The 16,548-nt window shown below is 69.5% G+C and carries 13 protein-coding genes; 6 read left to right on the plus strand and 7 right to left on the minus strand.

Annotation, left to right across the window (positions count from 1 at the left end):
• Positions 1-146: 146 nt before the first annotated feature.
• From E1292_RS27090 to E1292_RS27100, 3 genes are all read right to left on the minus strand, one after another.
• Entirely contained in the window at positions 147-878 is a 732-nt protein-coding gene (locus E1292_RS27090) for a 4'-phosphopantetheinyl transferase family protein (protein ID WP_246090356.1), read from the minus strand.
• A gap of 132 nt (positions 879-1,010) precedes the next feature.
• Positions 1,011-1,673, minus strand: a complete 663-nt coding sequence (locus E1292_RS27095) for a response regulator transcription factor (protein WP_132598026.1) — start codon at positions 1,671-1,673, stop codon at positions 1,011-1,013.
• Positions 1,660-2,628 carry a sensor histidine kinase gene (locus tag E1292_RS27100; protein WP_165974760.1) on the minus strand — a complete coding sequence of 323 codons (969 nt, stop codon included), beginning with the start codon at positions 2,626-2,628 and terminating at the stop codon, positions 1,660-1,662. The genes E1292_RS27095 and E1292_RS27100 overlap by 14 nt, the downstream gene beginning before the upstream one ends.
• A 796-nt stretch (positions 2,629-3,424) precedes the next feature.
• Here E1292_RS27100 and E1292_RS27105 point away from each other — a divergent pair.
• Entirely contained in the window at positions 3,425-6,169 is a 2,745-nt protein-coding gene (locus E1292_RS27105; protein WP_132598028.1) for a helix-turn-helix transcriptional regulator, read from the plus strand.
• A gap of 219 nt (positions 6,170-6,388) precedes the next feature.
• Entirely contained in the window at positions 6,389-7,321 is a 933-nt protein-coding gene (locus E1292_RS27110) for an aldo/keto reductase (protein WP_165974761.1), read from the plus strand.
• A gap of 215 nt (positions 7,322-7,536) precedes the next feature.
• On the opposite strand, the gene E1292_RS27115 is transcribed toward E1292_RS27110, so the two are convergent.
• The gene (locus E1292_RS27115; RefSeq protein ID WP_132598030.1) at positions 7,537-8,412 is read right to left on the minus strand and encodes a UbiA family prenyltransferase; all 876 of its coding nucleotides are present in this window, start codon (positions 8,410-8,412) and stop codon (positions 7,537-7,539) included.
• A gap of 209 nt (positions 8,413-8,621) precedes the next feature.
• Between E1292_RS27115 and leuA the strand changes: the two genes are divergently transcribed.
• The 4 genes from leuA to E1292_RS27140 all read left to right on the plus strand — a co-directional run bounded on the left by leuA (position 8,622) and on the right by E1292_RS27140 (position 13,450).
• Positions 8,622-10,292 (plus strand): 2-isopropylmalate synthase, encoded by a 1,671-nt coding sequence (leuA, locus tag E1292_RS27120; protein ID WP_132598031.1) that lies wholly within the window; start codon positions 8,622-8,624, stop codon positions 10,290-10,292.
• A gap of 87 nt (positions 10,293-10,379) precedes the next feature.
• A complete protein-coding gene (locus tag E1292_RS27125; RefSeq protein WP_132598032.1) occupies positions 10,380-10,934 on the plus strand; it encodes an inositol monophosphatase family protein in 555 nt (184 codons plus the stop codon).
• Between the two features lie 67 nt (positions 10,935-11,001).
• The gene (locus tag E1292_RS27130) at positions 11,002-11,379 is read left to right on the plus strand and encodes an inositol monophosphatase family protein (protein WP_246090358.1); all 378 of its coding nucleotides are present in this window, start codon (positions 11,002-11,004) and stop codon (positions 11,377-11,379) included.
• 925 nt (positions 11,380-12,304) lie between these two features.
• Positions 12,305-13,450 (plus strand): hypothetical protein, encoded by a 1,146-nt coding sequence (locus tag E1292_RS27140; RefSeq protein ID WP_132598033.1) that lies wholly within the window; start codon positions 12,305-12,307, stop codon positions 13,448-13,450.
• Between the two features lie 312 nt (positions 13,451-13,762).
• Here E1292_RS27140 and E1292_RS27145 read toward each other — a convergent pair whose 3' ends face one another.
• The 3 genes from E1292_RS27145 to E1292_RS27155 are packed head-to-tail and all read right to left on the minus strand — an operon-like array spanning position 13,763 to position 16,210.
• On the minus strand, positions 13,763-14,572 hold the full coding sequence (locus E1292_RS27145) for a metallophosphoesterase family protein (protein WP_132598034.1): 810 nt from the start codon (positions 14,570-14,572) through the stop codon (positions 13,763-13,765).
• A gap of 2 nt (positions 14,573-14,574) precedes the next feature.
• Positions 14,575-14,784, minus strand: coding sequence for a DUF5988 family protein (locus E1292_RS52865; RefSeq protein ID WP_132598035.1), 210 nt, complete (start codon positions 14,782-14,784; stop codon positions 14,575-14,577).
• A gap of 13 nt (positions 14,785-14,797) precedes the next feature.
• A complete protein-coding gene (locus E1292_RS27155) occupies positions 14,798-16,210 on the minus strand; it encodes an acyl-CoA carboxylase subunit beta (RefSeq protein WP_132598036.1) in 1,413 nt (470 codons plus the stop codon).
• Positions 16,211-16,548 lie beyond the last annotated feature (338 nt).

Genomic DNA, 16,548 nt, shown 5'->3' on the forward strand with positions numbered 1-16,548 from the left:
GACAGCGCCGGAGGGGGGCCGCGCACGAGGTCGGGGCCGGGCGCCGGAGGGGACCGAGCGCCGGGAACCAGGCACGGCGGACGTCGTGAACGGCCTGCCGCGCCTACCGGCCGGGCCGGGCCCTGACGGCGGCCGCGTACGGCGCGTCAGGCCCTGACCGGCTGCGGCACGGGTCGCCTGAGCGCCGGGCGGTGGCGGCGCGAGGCAGTGCTGGCGGCCATGACGATGGCGGTGAGGAGCAGCCCGTCACGGGCCATGTACTTGCCGGTGAAACCCGTCAGCTGCTGGCCGTCCACGTGCGGGCCGGTGACCAGGAGCCGGGCGGAGAACGCGCCCAGGACGGGGTTGAAGGTCAGGATCGCGTCCTCGAAGTCCAGCCACCGCTTGGCCAGCGGGAACCAGGCCTTGTAGACCGACTCCTTGGCGGAGAACAGCAGGCGGTCCCAGGAGACCTCCGGGTGGTCGGCGGCGAGCGCGCGCAGGGCTTTGCGTTCCTCGGGCAGGGAGATCGCCTCCAGGACGCCGTTGGACAGGGGCTCGTCGGGTTCGGCGTCGATGCCGATCGTGATGGTGTCGCTGCCGGGGCTGACGACGGCTCCGCGGTAACCCGCGCAGTGCGTGATGCTGCCCACGAATCCCTTGGGCCACTGGGGCTCGCCACGCAGGCCGGGCAGGAGGGGCTGCGGCGGCAGGCCGAGCAGGCTCATGGCCTGCCTGGCGCACATGCGCGCCGTGACGAACTCCTTGCGCCGGGTCTCCACCGATCGGCTGATCACCTCTTCTTCAGCGGGAAAGAGCATCGCGTCGTGGTCGTCGAACGTGTCCACGGCCACCACCCACGGGGGGAGGATGCTCCCGATCAAGGCATTGGTGTTCACCATTCCAAGCTAGATACGGCCTTGCCGCGAGAGAACGTTTGACCAGGTCTTCTCGGGCCGTCCGGAGCCGGTTGCGGGGTGAACCCGCCCTCAGAAGGGGGTGCGACCAACCCGAAATGTCCATATTTAGGGTCAATTGTCGGATCGTGCCCGCGATGGCGTGATCAGCGAGGCGTCGATCGCACGGTTGACGGCGTCGATGCGCGACGCGGCCCCCAGCTTGACGAAGATGTTCCGCAGGTGGCGCTTGACCGTGGCCTCGGTGGTGTTGATGCGGGCGGCGATCTGCCGGTTGCTGAGCGCCTGCGCCGCCAGTTCGAGGACCTCGCGCTCCTTGCTCGTCAGCACCTCGGCGGGCGCGCTCTCCATCTGCGCCAGGCTCTCGCGGGAGACGGCCAGGACGATGCGGTCCGGTTCGTCGTGCACGCTCCGGATCGCCGACACCAGCTCGTGCCAGTGGACGCTTTTGAGCAGGTATCCGCGGATGCCGGCGGCGAGGAGCCTGCGCAGCAGCTGCGGGCCGTCGTACATGCTGAGGATGATGATCTGCGTGTTCGGGACCTGGCTGCGCAGCCGCGTCACGGTGTCGGTGGCCGAGTCGCCGGGGATCTCCACGTCCAGCAGGAGGATGTCCGGCTTCTTGTCGGCGACCAGGCGGAGGGCGTCGTCTGAGGTGCCCGCCTCGCCTACCACGACCAGTCCCTCCTGGGCTTCCAGGATCTCCCTGAGTCCTTCGCGGAACAGGGCGTGGTCGTCCACGATGGCGATCGTGGTGGGCGGGTCACTCCTGATCATCGAGGCGCCTCTGGATGGGCACGGCGAGATCGACTCTGGCGCCCCTGCCGGGCTTGCTGGCGATCGTCACCGTGCCGCCGAGTAACTGGGTGCGCTCCCTGATGGACGACAGCCCGAGGCTGCCTTTCGGCGGCTGGCCGTCCGGATCGAAACCGCAGCCGTTGTCGATCACGCACGCGACCAGTTCGTGCGGCGCGACGTCGATCCTGATGAGGATGGCCGACGGCTCCCCGTGGGTGAGCGCGTTGCGCGCCGCCTCACGCAGGATCAGCAGGCACTCCTCGCTGACGGTCGCGGGCGCCCAGGTCTGGTCGCCGTTGACGATCAGCTCGATCTGAACGTCGTCCGTCCCGATGATGTCCAGGTAGCTGAGCAGCCCCTTCTCCAAGGTGCTGCCCCCCGGGGGATGGAGGTCGGAGGTGACCTGGCGCAGGCTGTACATCGTCTCCTGGATGGCCTGCTGCGCCATCTCCAGCTTGGCCAGCGCCTTCGCCGGCTCCCCTGGGCGGTACATGTTCGACAGCTCCAGCTGGCGCTGGGCCACGCTGAGGCTGTGGCCGATGCGGTCGTGCAGCTCCCTGGCGATCCGCCGGCGCTCGGCCATCTGCGCCTCGGTCACCTTGTTGAGCAGGATGCCGGTGTAACTGTTCGCGGCCTCCCTGATGCGCAGGGAGATGCTCTGTTCCAGTGCCGTCACGACGAGCTTGAGCATGTGAGCGGCATGGGTGTCGTCCTGGAGCCGCTGGCTCAGCGTGGCGAACGCCGCGCGGAAGAACACCGAGGCCGCCATCAGCGACTCTCTCGGATGGACGCCCGCCGACGCCCTTGCCACGCCTATGTCCCAGGCCAGAAAACGGGACGTCTCGTCGTCGTCCTGCAGGCGTCCCGCACGCAGTGCCCCCGCCATCTCCGTCAGGATCTGGCCTGCGTTCATCATGACCTGGGTTTTCGTCACCTGATCATTGATCAACACGCTACCGATGGCCGCAAGTCCCTGCTCGTACTTGCTCAGTATGTCCGCTCGGCACTCCTCGATAAGGCTCGCCGGCCCCGTAGCGTCTTGCTCACCCGTATGCGCAATTTCTCCCACCGTGTCCCCTTGGAGAGTGCACGAATGCTTACATCTTGGGTCAACACTGGTGAGTAGGCAACTGTATGCCGATGACCGGCATACGCGGAGTGTCCTCCGAGCAGCCTCTGCCGCCCCTGTGACCTGCCGAAACAGGGCGCGACATGGAAATGTCAATATTCCGTGAACAGCGCGCCGCAGGCCCGGTTGGCGCGCCAGCTCGCCGGAGTGGCGCGACAGGGCCGCGGTCTACGTGAGCATGACTCGTATTAGCGCGATTCGCGTAAATGTGTGATAACAATACCCGTCAGTAAGGTTTGGGGTGCTCTCCACCCCCTCCCGCGTGCGCCGGCCGCGGGGCCCGCAGGCCCTCGGGGAGCCTGAGGGGCGCGCCGCCCGGCACGGGCCCCGCGATGACTCGGACCTGGGTGTGGTCCGAAAGTTGAAGACCGGCTGGTCCATACGGAGCGACCCGCACTATTAAGGATAAGTCGTATTGTGAGCCCCCAGAGCCGCACCTAACGTGATGAGCGTCAACCCAGAAACGGGTGCGGAAGGGGTTGAGGTCATGCGGCAAGTGCGACGGACCAAGACATCGAAGCCGAGAAAAGAGCCGAAAAGCTCGTTGGATCTCAGAACTCCTTCCGGTCGTAAATTGCCTTTCTAAAAGGGGTGTCCAATCATGGGGCTGTTCGAGAGAGATGCGGCCATGAATTCCATGCACGGCCTCCTCGCCGAGGCCGTTGGCGGCAAGGGCAGGGTCGTGATGGTGACGGGGGTCGTCGCGACGGGCAAGAGTGAGCTTTTGCATGCCTTCGCCGAACAGGCACTCGAACGGGGTGCTCTGCCGCTGGTGGCGTCCGCCACCCAGGCGGAGAGCGATATTCCGCTGGGCGTGCTCGGCCAGCTCTTCCAGAACGCGCCGCTGCGCGAGGACGTGCGCGCGGTCGCGGCCGACCTGCTGCGGGAGGGCGCGGAGATGGCCTCGCCCGCCAAGGGCGACCGCGTCGAGCAGGTGGACGTGCAGATCGTGCACTCGCTCTGCGCGGTCCTGCTCTCGCTGGCCGAACGCCATCCGCTGGCGATCGTCGTCGACGACGTCCACCTCGCCGACAGGGCCTCGCTGCTCTGCCTGTCCTACCTCGTCCGCAGGTCGAGGTACGCGCCGCTGGTGGCGGTCTTCAGCCAGGCCGAATACCGCCAGCACATGCACGGCTTCTTCGCCACCGAGATGCTCCGCCAGCCCCACTGCACCGCCGTCAGGCTGGCGCCGCTGTCGTACGGCGCCGCGCTCAGCATGACGGCCGAGCGCCTGGGCGAGGCGGCGGCCAAGGAGGTGACGCCGGAGTGGCACACGCTCAGCGGCGGCAACCCGCTCCTGCTCCGCGGGCTGATCGAGGACCACGAAACGGGCGGGAGCGCTCCCGCCGAACGCTACGGCGAGGCCGTGCTGTCGTGCCTGCACCGGGCCGACCCCGGCCTCATGCAGATCGCGGGCTGGCTCGCGGTGCTGGACGACCCGGCGCTGCTCGAGCGCCTGCTCGGCCCCGACACCGCGACGATGTCGCACGCCATGCACTGGCTGGAGACCGCCGGCCTGCTGGAGTCGGGCCACTTCCGGGCCGAGATCGCCAGGAGGACGGTGCTGGCCGAGCTGAGCGACGAGGTGCGCCGCAGCGTGCACCGGCGGGCCGCCGAGCTGCTGCACGAGGAGGGCGCCGACGACATCGCGATCGCCGAGCACCTGCTCGGCGCCGACGCGACCGACCTGCCGTGGGCCGTGCCCGTCCTGGAGGCGGCGGCGCTGAACCGGCTGGACGACGGATCCGTCACCTCGGCCGTCGACTACCTCAAGCTCGCCTGGCGCGGCTGCACGGACGAGCGGCACCGCACCACCATCGCCACGGTCCTGATGCGCGCCGAATGGCGCATCAACCCCAGCACGCCGGCCGAGCACATCGCCGAACTGACCGACGCCCTGCACAACGGGACCCTGCGCGGCAGTGACGCGGTCGTGCTGGCCAGGGCGCTGCTGTGGCACGGCAAGGTCGACGACGCCTGCCAGGTGCTCGAACATCTGAAGGAGAGCGGCGACACCGAGCCGCAGACCGTGGTCGAGCTCATCGGCACCCGTCTGTGGCTGCGCTGCTCCGCGCCGCCGCTGCTGGCCCACGTCAACAGGTCGACCAGCGAGCAGGCCAGGGAGGCCGTGCTGCCCGTACGCGTGAGCCGGCGGCTTGAGTCGATCAACGCCCTGATCTCGGTGCTCACCCGCGGGCCGCGCGAGCGCATCCTCGGCACCGTCGAGCGCATCCTGCACAGCTCCCGCCTGGACGAGATGTCCATGGACACGGTCGAGAGCTCCCTGCTCGCGCTCACGTACGGCGGCTGGCCGGACAAGGCGGTGCCCTGGTGCGACGCCTTCATCGAGGAGGCGCAGTCGCGCAGCGCCCCTGCCCGGCGCGCCCGGCTCACCGCGATCCGCGCCGAGATCGCCATGCGCCGCGGCGACCTGGAGACCGCGGCGTCGTGCGCCCGGCAGGCCCTGGAGATCATCCCGCCCGCCAGCTGGGGTGTCACCGTGGGCGGCCCGCTGGCCAACCTGATGCTCGCCAGCACGGCCATGGGGCAGTACGACAAGGCGCTCGCCCAGGTCAACACGCCGGTGCCGGACGCCATGCTGCAGACCCGCTTCGGACTGCACTACCTGCACGCCCGCGGGCGCTACCACCTCGCGGTCGACCACCCGGCGGCGGCGCTGCGGGACTTCCGGTTCTGCGGCGAGCTCATGGCCGAGTGGGAGATGGACACGCCGGGATTCATCGCCTGGCGTACCGACGCGGCCGAGGCGCTCATCCGGATGGGCGAGCAGGCGGAGGCCCGCGCCCTGATCGAGGAGCAGCTCTCCCGGTGCGGCCCGATGGCCTCCCGTACGCACGGGATCGCGCTGCGCCTGCTGGCCGCCACGAGCGAGCTCCGGCACCGGCCCATGCTGCTGCGGCAGTCCACGGACCGCCTGCAGGCCTGTGGCGACCGCTACGAGCTGGCCCGGTCGTTGTTCGACCTCACCGAGGCCTTCCACAGCGTCGGGGAGTTCCGCCGGGCGGGGATCATCGCCAGCCGTACGCGCATCCTGGCCCAGGAGTGCGGGGCCCAGCCGCTGAGCAAGGCGCTGGACGGCGACGGCGCCGCCGCCGCGGAGGGACAGGGCTCCGAGATCAGCAAGGTGGTGGCCATCCTCAGCGACGCGGAGCGACGCGTCGCCGGCCTGGCCGCGGTCGGCTACACCAACCGGGAGATCGCCGCCAAGCTGTTCATCACGGTGAGCACGGTCGAACAGCACCTGACCCGCATCTACCGCAAGCTCGGGATCACTCAGCGCTCCGATCTCCCTCCCAATCTGGAGCTCAGCCCCACCCTGCGCTGACCACTTGAGCTCCTCGAGCTGCCCACCGTGCGGACACCGCGCGGTGGGCAGCGACATTAACAATGTGTATAACGAAGGGTTGGATACGGTGTCAAGAGTGGATAAAGCGGAATGATGTTTCCCATATTCGTCCGGTGTCCCCGGGGGGTAGGGGTTGTGGCGCGAACTTGGCCCACAGATCGTATGTACCAACGGTGAGGGTCAATGGGAGGGAGCGTTGTGGACAGCAGAAGGCTGGGTGACACGGGGCCGATCACCTCGTGTCTGGGCTTCGGATGTCTGGCTCTCTCCGGCGTGTACGGCGAAGTCACCCGCTCGGAGTCGCTGGCGTTGCTCCACAACGTGCTCGACACAGGTGTGACATTGCTCGACATGTCTGACAACCACGCCAATGGTGAGGTCGAACGGCTCGTCGGCGAGGCCGTCAGGCCCTGGCGCGACGACGTCCTGCTCTCGACGCGCACCCTCCAGCGCCGCTCGGGCAACGTGCAGCTGCGGCAGGCGTGCGAAGCCTCGTTGGAACGGCTGGGCGTCGACTACGTCGACCTCTATATCGTCGGCAGGGAGCCGGACGCCGTGCCCGTCGAGGAGACCGCGGGCCGGCTCGGCGAACTGGTGGCGGCGGGCAAGGTGCGCTACGCGGGCCTGGCGGGGGTGACGGGGGACGAGCTGCGCCGGGCGCACGCGGTCCATCCGATCACCACCCTGGCCATGGAATACTCCCTGTGGCACCGCGACGCCGAGCTCGACCAGCTGCCGGTGGCGCGCGAGCTCGGCATCGGCTTGATCGCCGGCCGGCCGCTGGGCCGCGGTTTCCTGGCCGGGCGCGGGGGCTCCGCCCGCGAGCTCGATCCTGGAGACGCCCGCCTCACGGACCCCCGGTTCGACCCGGCCAACCTGCCGGGCAACATCGCCAGGCTCAGGAAACTGGAGGCCGAGGCGGCGACCATGGACGTCAGCACCGGCCGGCTGGCGCTGGCCTGGCTGCTGGCCAGGGGGCCCGACGTGGTGCCGGTCCCCAGCACCCGCGACCCGGTCCACCTGGAGATGAACGCGGGTTCCGTCAGGCTGCTGCTGACCGACGCGACGTGCCGCCGCCTCGAGGCGGCCTTCCCGCACGGTGCGGCCGCCGGAGCGCGGCTGCCCGGTTAACCGGGCTCAACCAGTCGGCTCACTCAGCCGGGCTTGATCAGTCGGGCTCAGTCAGTCGGGCTCAGTCAGTCGGGCCCGGTTGGTCGGGCCCGACTGGTTTGGGCGGGGCCAGGCCCGGTCAGTAGGGCTTCGATCGCTTCGGCCGCGTTGGCCAGGGCGCCCACCCGCCGGCGGCCGGTACGGGCGCGGGCTCGGACGCCGGTACCGGCGCGGGCTCAGACGAGGGCCAGGATCACCAGGCCGTGCATGGCGTACTGGGTGGCCATGAAGGCGCCGTACGGCTCGCGACGGCGCCCCTGGACGCACAGGACCGTGATGGCGAGCGCGCCGGCGACCATGGCGAGAGCGCTGGGCCACAGCGGCAGCTCCAGGAGCAGCACGGCCGCCGTGAACGCGAGGGCAAGGCCGATGGCGACGGCGCAGATGGCCCGCCGCAGGGCGGCCTCGCCGTGCGTGACCGCGAAGGTCGTCCGGCCGGCCTGCGCGTCGCCCTCGATGTCGGGCAGGTCCTTGGTCGTCGACCCCACCAGCGCGGTCCACAACGACGCCGCCGGCACGAAGACGATCAGCATGATCGAGACCCTGAACTCGCTGGCGTAGGAGAGCGCGCCCGCGACGTAGGTGAGCACGGTGGCGGCGCCTCCGGTCAGGACCGTGCCGCCGGAGCTGCGCTTGAGCGGGAACGGCGGGCCCGAGTACAGGTAGCCGAGCACCAGCACGACCGTGAGCAGCAGGCCCATCCGCGGGTCGAGCGCGAAGCCGCTGAGCAGGCTGACCAGCGCCGCGCCCACCGCCACCGCCGTGGCGAAGGTGGGCGGCAGGTCACCCCTGCAGATGGGCCTGCGAGAGCCGTTGAGGCGGTCCTCGGAAACGTCCATGACGCCGTTGAAGAGATAAACGGAGAAAATCATCAGCACCCACGTCAGGGCGCCCCAGGCCGTCCTGCCGAGATGCCCGTCGGCGCCGGCGGCCTGCGCGCACAATGCGGTGCCGGCCAGAAAGCGCAGCAAGAAGATGATTTGCACAGAAGGGCGAGACTCTGCCAGACACAGACCGCCGCGCCGCAGCGCCACGGTTTCGATGGTCGCCATGATCGGATTGTGCGCGAGCACCGGGAGGCGGAGAAGGGGGGTGCGCCTAAAGATACCGGGGTCCGCACTCTCGATACCCGGGCGGATATCTATGGGTAAGGACCGGCACTCTCATGATCCTCGCCCTATTCGGCGGCGCCCGGCGATTGTACGTTGTGATCGGAGATCTCCTACAGGCAGACCATGACCAAGGCGAAGGAGATTCAACCATGGTCCCGACCCGCCCCGTAGAGCGCTATTCGGACTTTACTCCGTTGGCCCTGTCCGACCGTACGTGGCCGGACAAGAAGATCATTACAGCGCCGCGCTGGTTGTCGACGGACCTGCGCGACGGCAACCAGTCACTGGCCAATCCCATGTCGCCGGCCAGGAAACTCCAGATGTTCGAGCTGCTCGTCGACATCGGCTACAAGGAGATCGAGGTCGGATTCCCGGTGGCCAGCCAGGACGACTACGACTTCGTACGCCTGCTCATCGAGGAGAACCGCATTCCCGAGGACGTGTGGATCTCGGTGCTCGTGCCGGCGAGGGACGAATTGATCGAGCGTTCGGTCAGCGCGCTTTCCGGTGCGCCGCGGGCCACGTTCCACCTCTACAACGCGACCGCGCCGCTGTTCCGGCGCGTGGTGTTCGACATGGACCGCGCGCAGTGCAAGGACCTGGCCGTGCAGGGCACCCGGATGATGATGAAGTACGCCGAGCGCGATCTGGCCGGCTGCGACCTGCGCTACCAGTACTCACCGGAACTGTTCAACGAGACCGAGCCCGACTTCGCCCTGGAAGTCTGCGAAGCGGTCATGGACGTGTGGGAGCCCGGCCCGGGACGCCCGATCATCCTGAACTTCCCCACCACCGTGGAGCGTTCCCTGCCGTCGGTTTTCGCGGACCAGGTCGAGTGGCTGGACCGCAACCTGTCCCGCAGGGAGCACGTGTGCCTGTCCATCCATCCGCACAACGACCGTGGCACGGGGGTTGCCGCGGCCGAACTGGCGATGCTGGCGGGCGCCGAGCGGATCGAGGGCTGCCTGTTCGGCAACGGCGAGCGGGCGGGCAACGTGTGCCTGGTGACGCTGGGCATGAACATGTTCACCCACGGCGTGGACCCCGAGATCGATTTCTCCGACATCGACCGCATCCGCGGCACGGTCGAGCACTGCAACGAGATCCCCGTGCATCCCAGGCATCCGTACGGGGGTGAGCTGGTATACACCGCCTTCTCCGGTTCGCACCAGGACGCGATCAAGAAGGGGTTCGACGACCTGGAGCGCCAGGCAGCCGGGTCCGGCGTCGGCGTCGACGAGATGCCGTGGACCATGCCGTACCTGCCGGTGGACCCCAAGGACGTGGGGCGCACGTACGAGGCGATCGTGCGGATCAACAGCCAGTCGGGCAAGGGCGGCATCGCGTACATCATGAGCGCCTGGCACGGGATGGAGCTCCCTCGCGAGCTGCAGCGGGAGTTCGCCCGGCTCGTGCAGGCGCGGGCCGAACTGCGGGGCAGCGAGCTCTCGCCCGACCAGGTGTGGGAGCTGTTCCAGGAGGAGTACCTCTCCCGCGACGAGCGGCCCGGCGCGCTGGGCGCGGGCGGCGACCGGATCACCGCGACGCTGCACATGGACGGCCAGCGCGAGCAGGCCGTGCGGGCCATCGGCGCCACGCTGGCGCCCCTGGGCGTGGACGTGCGGGCGGTGCACCGGTCCGGCGGCGCCGAGCAGGTCGCCAGCATGGAGACGACGGTGTACGCCGAATGCAAGGTGGACGGCGAGACGGTCTGGGGGGTCGGCGTCGCCACCAACGTGGTGGACGCGACCCTGACGGCGGTCGGCTCGGCCGCCAGGAGGAGCGGGCGGACGGAGATCAGGCTCGCGAATGCCAGCTGACGCCCAGCGCACGGCAGCGCACGGCAGCGCACGGCAGCGGCCGCCTCGAGGCGGCCGCTGCGGCGTTTTCGCGGCAGGCTCGACCACATGACGATCTCAGATGCCGAAGTGGCCCGCACCGCGGCGCGGGCGGGGGCCGACGTCGTACGCGCCGGGTTCGGCACGCCGCAGGCGCGGATGGAGAAGACCGGCGGTGACTTCGCCACGGCCGCCGACCTGGAGTCCGAGCGGGCCGTTCTCGACGTGATCCGGGCCGCCCGGCCAGGCGACGCCGTGATCGGCGAGGAGAGCGGGCGTACGGGCGCGGCGGGGGCGGAGCGCGTATGGCTGGTCGACCCGCTGTGCGGCACGCTGAACTACGCCGCGCGGACCATGCTGGCCGCGGTGAACGTCGCCCTGCGCGTCGGCCGGGACGTCACGGTGGCGGCCTCGGCCGACCCGTTCGCCGGCGAGGTGTTCTGGACCGACGGCGCCCACGCCTTCGTCTGGCGCGCGCACGCGGCCGAGCCACCGGGGAACCGCCGCCAGCTCGGCGCGGGGGCGTGTGCGGGCCTCCTGAGCCGTCGCCCGGCCGGCGCGGGGGCGTGTGCGGGCCTCCTGAGCCGTCGCCCGGCCGGCGCGGGGCGTGTGCGGGCCTCCTGAGCCGTCGCCCGGCCGGCTCGGGGACGTGTGCGCGCCTCCGGAGTCCTCGCCTGCTCGGGGCGGGGGCGTGCACGAGCCGCTCAGGCCGTCGCCGGACTCACGGCTGGTCGACGTCAACCTCGACCCGCCGTTCCCGAACGCGCCCGCCTTCCGCGCCGCCGCCCTGCTCGCCCAGCCGGGCTTCACGGACCTGTTCCGCCCGCGCGTCGTCTCGACCACCCTGGCCGTGGCCTGGGTGGCGGCAGGCAGGCGGGCCGCCTACGTCACCGACGGCCGGCAGCACGACAGCGTCCACTTCGCCGCGGGGATCGCCCTGTGCGAGGCCGCCGGATGCATGGTGACCGGCCTCGACGGTCAGCCGCCGTACACCGGCGCAGGGGGGCTCGTCGCCGCCGCCGACCGGGAGACGCACACGGCGCTGCTCGACCTCATCCACGGCCAATAGTGCACGGCCAATAGTGCACGGCCAATAGTGCACGGCCAATAGTCCTCGGCCAATAGTCCCCGGGCACGACGAAAGCCACTGCTCATCTTCTCGATGAGCAGTGGCTTTCGTTCTGTCGGAAGGCCTCGCAAAAGGGGTACGACGTCTAGCTCAATGCCTCACCTCGCCGGCGGGATAAACACCTTCAAAACTGTGTTACCTGTATTCAAGCGCCACCCGGACGCTTTTCCCACCCCTAGCTCACCCTTAGAGCGTGTTTGAACACGCACTGACCCTTCGTCGTCGAAGCGGTAGATGCTGGTGTAGAGGGGTGTGTTGTGCAGCCTGATCTGCACGGTTCGGCGGCATGCGCCCCCCGTAATAGGCGAGCACCGCCCAGGCGACTGGCGTTCGGGTCGGGGTCGCGCTCGCCGCGGGCGTCGTGGCGGTCCCGATCGTGCTGAAGGACGGGACCCCCGGGGTGCGGCATCGACCGCACGCAGGAGGAGCCCGTCGGCGACCACTGGGTCGTCTGGGAGGCGGAGGAGAACGCCAAGGGAGTGATCCGACCGCTCGTGACGGAGCATCGTCTGGGCAAGAACCCCGTCTACGTCGGGACGCGGTCATCAAGGAGGATCGGTAGGCCGCCACGGCTTCGAACCCTTCTGGCCGGTGCGAGCGGCCTCTTGCCGACGAAGAGCGGCGGGCGCTAATCTCCAATTTCGGACTGGACCGGAATGGGGTCGTGGCTGTGCACTTGTCTCGCCGTCGTGTTCTGCAGTTGCCCATCATCGCCGCTGGGGCTGCATTCCCCGGCATCGCTCATGCCACCACGTCTCCACAGGTCACGGGTGCTTACCTCCAGATCACGGCAGACGGTCGATTGGACCGGGCGGGCTTCGAAGGAGCCGAACACGCCCTCGCCGCCTATGCCGCGATCTACGACGTGACGCGTGACGACGCACACCGCAGCACCGCCGACGCGCTCCTGCGTTTCGTCCTCGACCGCCGGCCCACCTATATGGGCGCCAACCTCGGCCGGCAGGTGCTGCAGAGCCGATTTCTGCGAAACAGCCCCGAGCTGCGGCGCAACCTGGACACGTTCGCCGCGTCCATCGTCGACCGGCTCGGCACCGCTCCCGACTCCGTACTGCGATCCGGCGACATCCGCACCCTCTCAGGGCGGGCCGAGCTGCTCATCGACTACGCGGGACATCTCGAACGCAGTGGCGCAGACCCAGCGAGCTTCGATGCCGCCGCCCGTGTCTTGCTCGACCGGCTCGCCCAGCTCCAGTTCACCCGCGACGAGGCGGCCGCCCGGTTCGGGAGCGAGCGGTTCACCGGCGCCTTCCCGCATCTGATCACCGGTGCCGACGGCAGCATGGGCACCTGGGACATCACCGCCTGGGCGCTGGCGATGCTCTCCCTCGACCAGTACGAGGCGATCAGGGCCCTGGCCAAGGGGTTCGGACGGTTCCACGACGGCGCGTACAACGCCGCTGCCGCCGCAGGCACCCGACAGCTGCTCGGCACCACGACCATCGACCCAAACCTGATCTATGCGGGCGCGCCGGCGGGCTTCCCGCTCGACGGAGCCGAGTTCGTCATCGGTGACGAAGGCGGCGAGCAGCCGTACCTCATCACCTACGGCTGGTCACCGAACGCGATCGCCCAGCTCGGCACCGTGCTCCGCGCCGTTCGCGACAGTCGCGTGACCGTGCCCCGGTCGGCGTCCTGGGCCGACGGTTACTGGACCGGCACGCCCGGCCCGGACGTTCTCAACCCGCACAGGTTCTGGGAAGGGCTGGACGCCAAGCTGCGCTACACCCACGACTTCATCGAGGCCGTGCAACTGCCCGTGCCGGCGGACTTCCCGTGGATGGACCTCGACCGGACCACCTTTCCCTCGACCGGCACCGAAGACTTCCGCCAGGGCGGCTGGTTCGACGGATCTGGACGCGGCACGATGTCCGCGGTTTACTCCCGCCTCGCCGTCGTGGGTTACGTCGAGGGCGGCGGACGCGATGCCGCGCTGCTCGCCCGTCTCGGCCGCTGGTGGGACCGCCTCATCGTGTGGGATACGGCCTCCTAGAGCTCTACCGGGAACTGCCCCCGCCAACCTCGGCCCCGACGGACATCGTCAGCTCCAGCCGCTCACCACCGCATGCCCTCAGCCGGCGGCGCTTCGGGAACACGTGCGCCAGTTCGGCCGAGATGATGACGCACCGCCGCGGTCAGAACCTTGAGACCCGCATGAACGCGGTCCTGGGCGACGACCTGCCCGAACTGCACTCCTTCGCCGTCGTCGACACAGGGGGCCATCCTGGCGCCATCAGCACCTGTCGTCACGCCGTCACGCCGAACATGAACGATCATGCTCTTGGGGCGACCGCGAATTCCCCGGTCAGCTTATTCGCCGCAGGCGGCCCGGTTCGGTGGGCCGCGGGCGCCATTCGCGGGGATATCCCAGCGATACCTCCTCGAACCGCACGCCGTTGTACCAGGTGGTGCGGGGAATGTGCAGGTGCCCGTAGACGACCGTGCGCGCGTTGAACCGCACGTGCCAGTCGGCGGTGCGCTCGGTGCCGCACCACAGGGCGAAGTCGGGATAGCGCAGGACGTCGGTGGGCCGGCGTACGAGGGGATAGTGGTTGATCAGCACGGTCGGCAGGTCGGCGGGCAGCTCGCTCAGCCGCCGCTCGGTCAGCTCGACCCGGGCCGCGCACCAGGCCTGCCTGGACGGGTACGGGTCGGGGTGCAGCAATATCTCGTCCGTGCACACCACGCCACGTTCGTAGGCCTGGGCCAGCGCCTCGGCCCGGGAGCGCACGCCGGGGACCCGGAAGGAATAGTCGTACAACACGAACAGCGGCGCCACGACGAGCGAGCCCTCCCAGACCGGGTAGGGATCTTCGGGCGTGACGATGCCCAGCTCGCCGCAGAGCCGCACCAGATGGTCGTAACGCTCGGCGCCGCGCAACCGTACGGGGTCGCTCGGATGGGTCCACAACTCGTGGTTGCCCGGGGTCCACACGACCTTGGCGAAGCGCCCGCTGAGCAGGCGCAGCGCCCATTCGATGTCGGCCATGAGCTCGGCGACGTCGCCCGCGATCAGCAACCAGTCGGTTGCGGACCGGGGCCGCAGTGCCTCCACGATCTCCCGATTGTCCGCATAGCCCACGTGGAGATCGCTGATGGCGAGCAACGCCGACATTGTTACTCCGCGATGGCCGTCCGCATGATCCAGGTGAAGACGGGAAGCTCCTGCCCGTCCACGCGCGTTCGCTCACCTCTGTGGAGGAAGTGCTCGTACCCACTGCCCCAAGGCAGTTTGATCTTCTCGCAGCCAGGCGCGACGGTCAAGAACCGTCGTTCGACCGGCAGGTGGTTCGGTCCCCCGATGAGCATGACTTTGACGTACGACATGGGTCACCTCGTTTCATAGCGGGATGTTGGAGTGGCAACCGCGGGACTGCGGCGCCCGTGCGAGTGCTTCTGCCAGGCGGAGGCGGGTCTCGGAAGGGGAGATGACCTCGTCCACCACGCCGAGTGCCATGGCCCGCTCGACCCCGCCGGCCGTGCGCTGGTGCTCCTCCACCAGGCGCGCGTGCAGGTCCGCCCGCTCGGCCTCGGGCACCGCGGCCAGCTTCTTGCGGTGCAGGATGCCCACCGCCGCCTCGGCCCCCATCACCGCCACCTCCGCGTCGGGCCAGGCGTACACCGCGGTCGCGCCCAGCGATCTGGAGTTCATGGCGATGTAGGCGCCGCCGTACGACTTGCGGGTGATCAGCGTCACCCGGGGGACGACCGACTCGGCGAAGGCGTGCAGCAGCTTCGCGCCCCGCCTGACCACGCCGCCCCACTCCTGCTGGACGCCCGGCAGGTAGCCGGGAACGTCGACCACGACAACCAGCGGGACGCCGAGCGAGTCGCACATCCGCACGAAACGCGACGCCTTCTCCGCCGAGAGCGAGTCGAGGCAGCCGCCCTTGCGCAGCGGGTTGTTGGCGATCACGCCGACGGCCCGCCCGCCGAGCCGCCCGAGCCCGACCACCATGTTGGGGGCCCAGCGCGGCTGCAGCTCGAGGAAGTCGGGGTCCAGCACAGCCCGGACCAGCGGCCGGACGTCGTAGGCGCGCCGCGGCATGTCGGGCAGCAGCGCGCGCAGGTCGCGCGGCTCGCTCAGCGCGGCGAAATCGTGGCCGCCCGGCCGGGTGAAGAACCCCGTCAGCAGGCGGGCGCGGTCGTACGCGGCCTCCTCCGAGTCGACCGTGACGTGCGCGACACCCGACTTGGGGCCGTGCGCGTCCGGGCCGCCGAGTCCGGCCATGTCGATGTTCTCGCCGGTGACCGTACGGACGACGTCGGGGCCGGTGATGAAGACCCGGCCGGCGTCCGACATGATGATCACGTCGGTCAGCGCGGGCCCGTACGCGGCCGCCCCCGCGGCCGGCCCGAGCACGACCGAGATCTGCGGGATGAGGCCGGAGGCGGCCGTCATGGCCGCGAACATGCGCCCCACGCCGTCCATCGACTCCACGCCGTCGGCCAGCCGGGCGCCGCCGGAGTGCCACAGCCCGATCACCGGGCAGCGCCGGCGGACGGCCAGCTGGATGGCCTCGACGATACGGTTCGCGCCCGCCCAGCCCAGCGCGCCGCCCATGATTGTCGCGTCAGTGCAGTAAGCGATCACGGGCGAGCCGTCGATCAGGCCGTGCACGGCCTGCACGCCGCTGCCGTCGTCGCCGTGTATCGCCACCACCGAGTCGGGATCCAAAAGCCGCGAGAAGCGCACCGATGGAGTCCTCGGATCGAGTATTGCCTCCGTGGGAAAAGCGGTCAGGACCGTCATCGTTGTCCTTTCACCGGAATCTGTCCTTCGAATGTCCCGGGCGACCCCTATCGCGGACAACCCCTATCGACTCGTACCTCTAGCAGGGGAGCCCTCGGACGTAGGGGGGTCGTGGGGTGACCGGTAAATGAACGCCGTGTGACACTCGGCGTGTGTTGTTCTTTCAGCGTGCCGGCCGGCGTAGGGCAGGCGCAGAAAGGTGCGGAAATCATGAAACGCACACAGCTCAAGAAAACGCGGCGGACCTCACGTAATCCCAAGTTCGAGGCGCCGGACACGCGCACTCCGTCCGGCCGGCCGCTGCGGTTCTAGGAGCACGAGTCGCTTCCTCCCCACGG

The organism is Nonomuraea deserti, from assembly GCF_004348685.1.
Taxonomy (GTDB): domain Bacteria; phylum Actinomycetota; class Actinomycetes; order Streptosporangiales; family Streptosporangiaceae; genus Nonomuraea; species Nonomuraea deserti.

Excerpts from the sequence above, each read along its gene's own strand:
- E1292_RS27105 (WP_132598028.1), top strand. The coding sequence starts at position 3,425 with ATGGGGCTGTTCGAGAGAGATGCGGCCATGAATTCCATGCACGGCCTC.
- E1292_RS27155 (WP_132598036.1), bottom strand. The coding sequence starts at position 16,210 with ATGACGGTCCTGACCGCTTTTCCCACGGAGGCAATACTCGATCCGAGG.
- E1292_RS27095 (WP_132598026.1), bottom strand. The coding sequence starts at position 1,673 with ATGATCAGGAGTGACCCGCCCACCACGATCGCCATCGTGGACGACCAC.
- E1292_RS52865 (WP_132598035.1), bottom strand. The coding sequence starts at position 14,784 with ATGTCGTACGTCAAAGTCATGCTCATCGGGGGACCGAACCACCTGCCG.
- leuA (WP_132598031.1), top strand. The coding sequence starts at position 8,622 with ATGGTCCCGACCCGCCCCGTAGAGCGCTATTCGGACTTTACTCCGTTG.
- E1292_RS27115 (WP_132598030.1), bottom strand. The coding sequence starts at position 8,412 with ATGGCGACCATCGAAACCGTGGCGCTGCGGCGCGGCGGTCTGTGTCTG.
- E1292_RS27125 (WP_132598032.1), top strand. The coding sequence starts at position 10,380 with ATGACGATCTCAGATGCCGAAGTGGCCCGCACCGCGGCGCGGGCGGGG.
- E1292_RS27145 (WP_132598034.1), bottom strand. The coding sequence starts at position 14,572 with ATGTCGGCGTTGCTCGCCATCAGCGATCTCCACGTGGGCTATGCGGAC.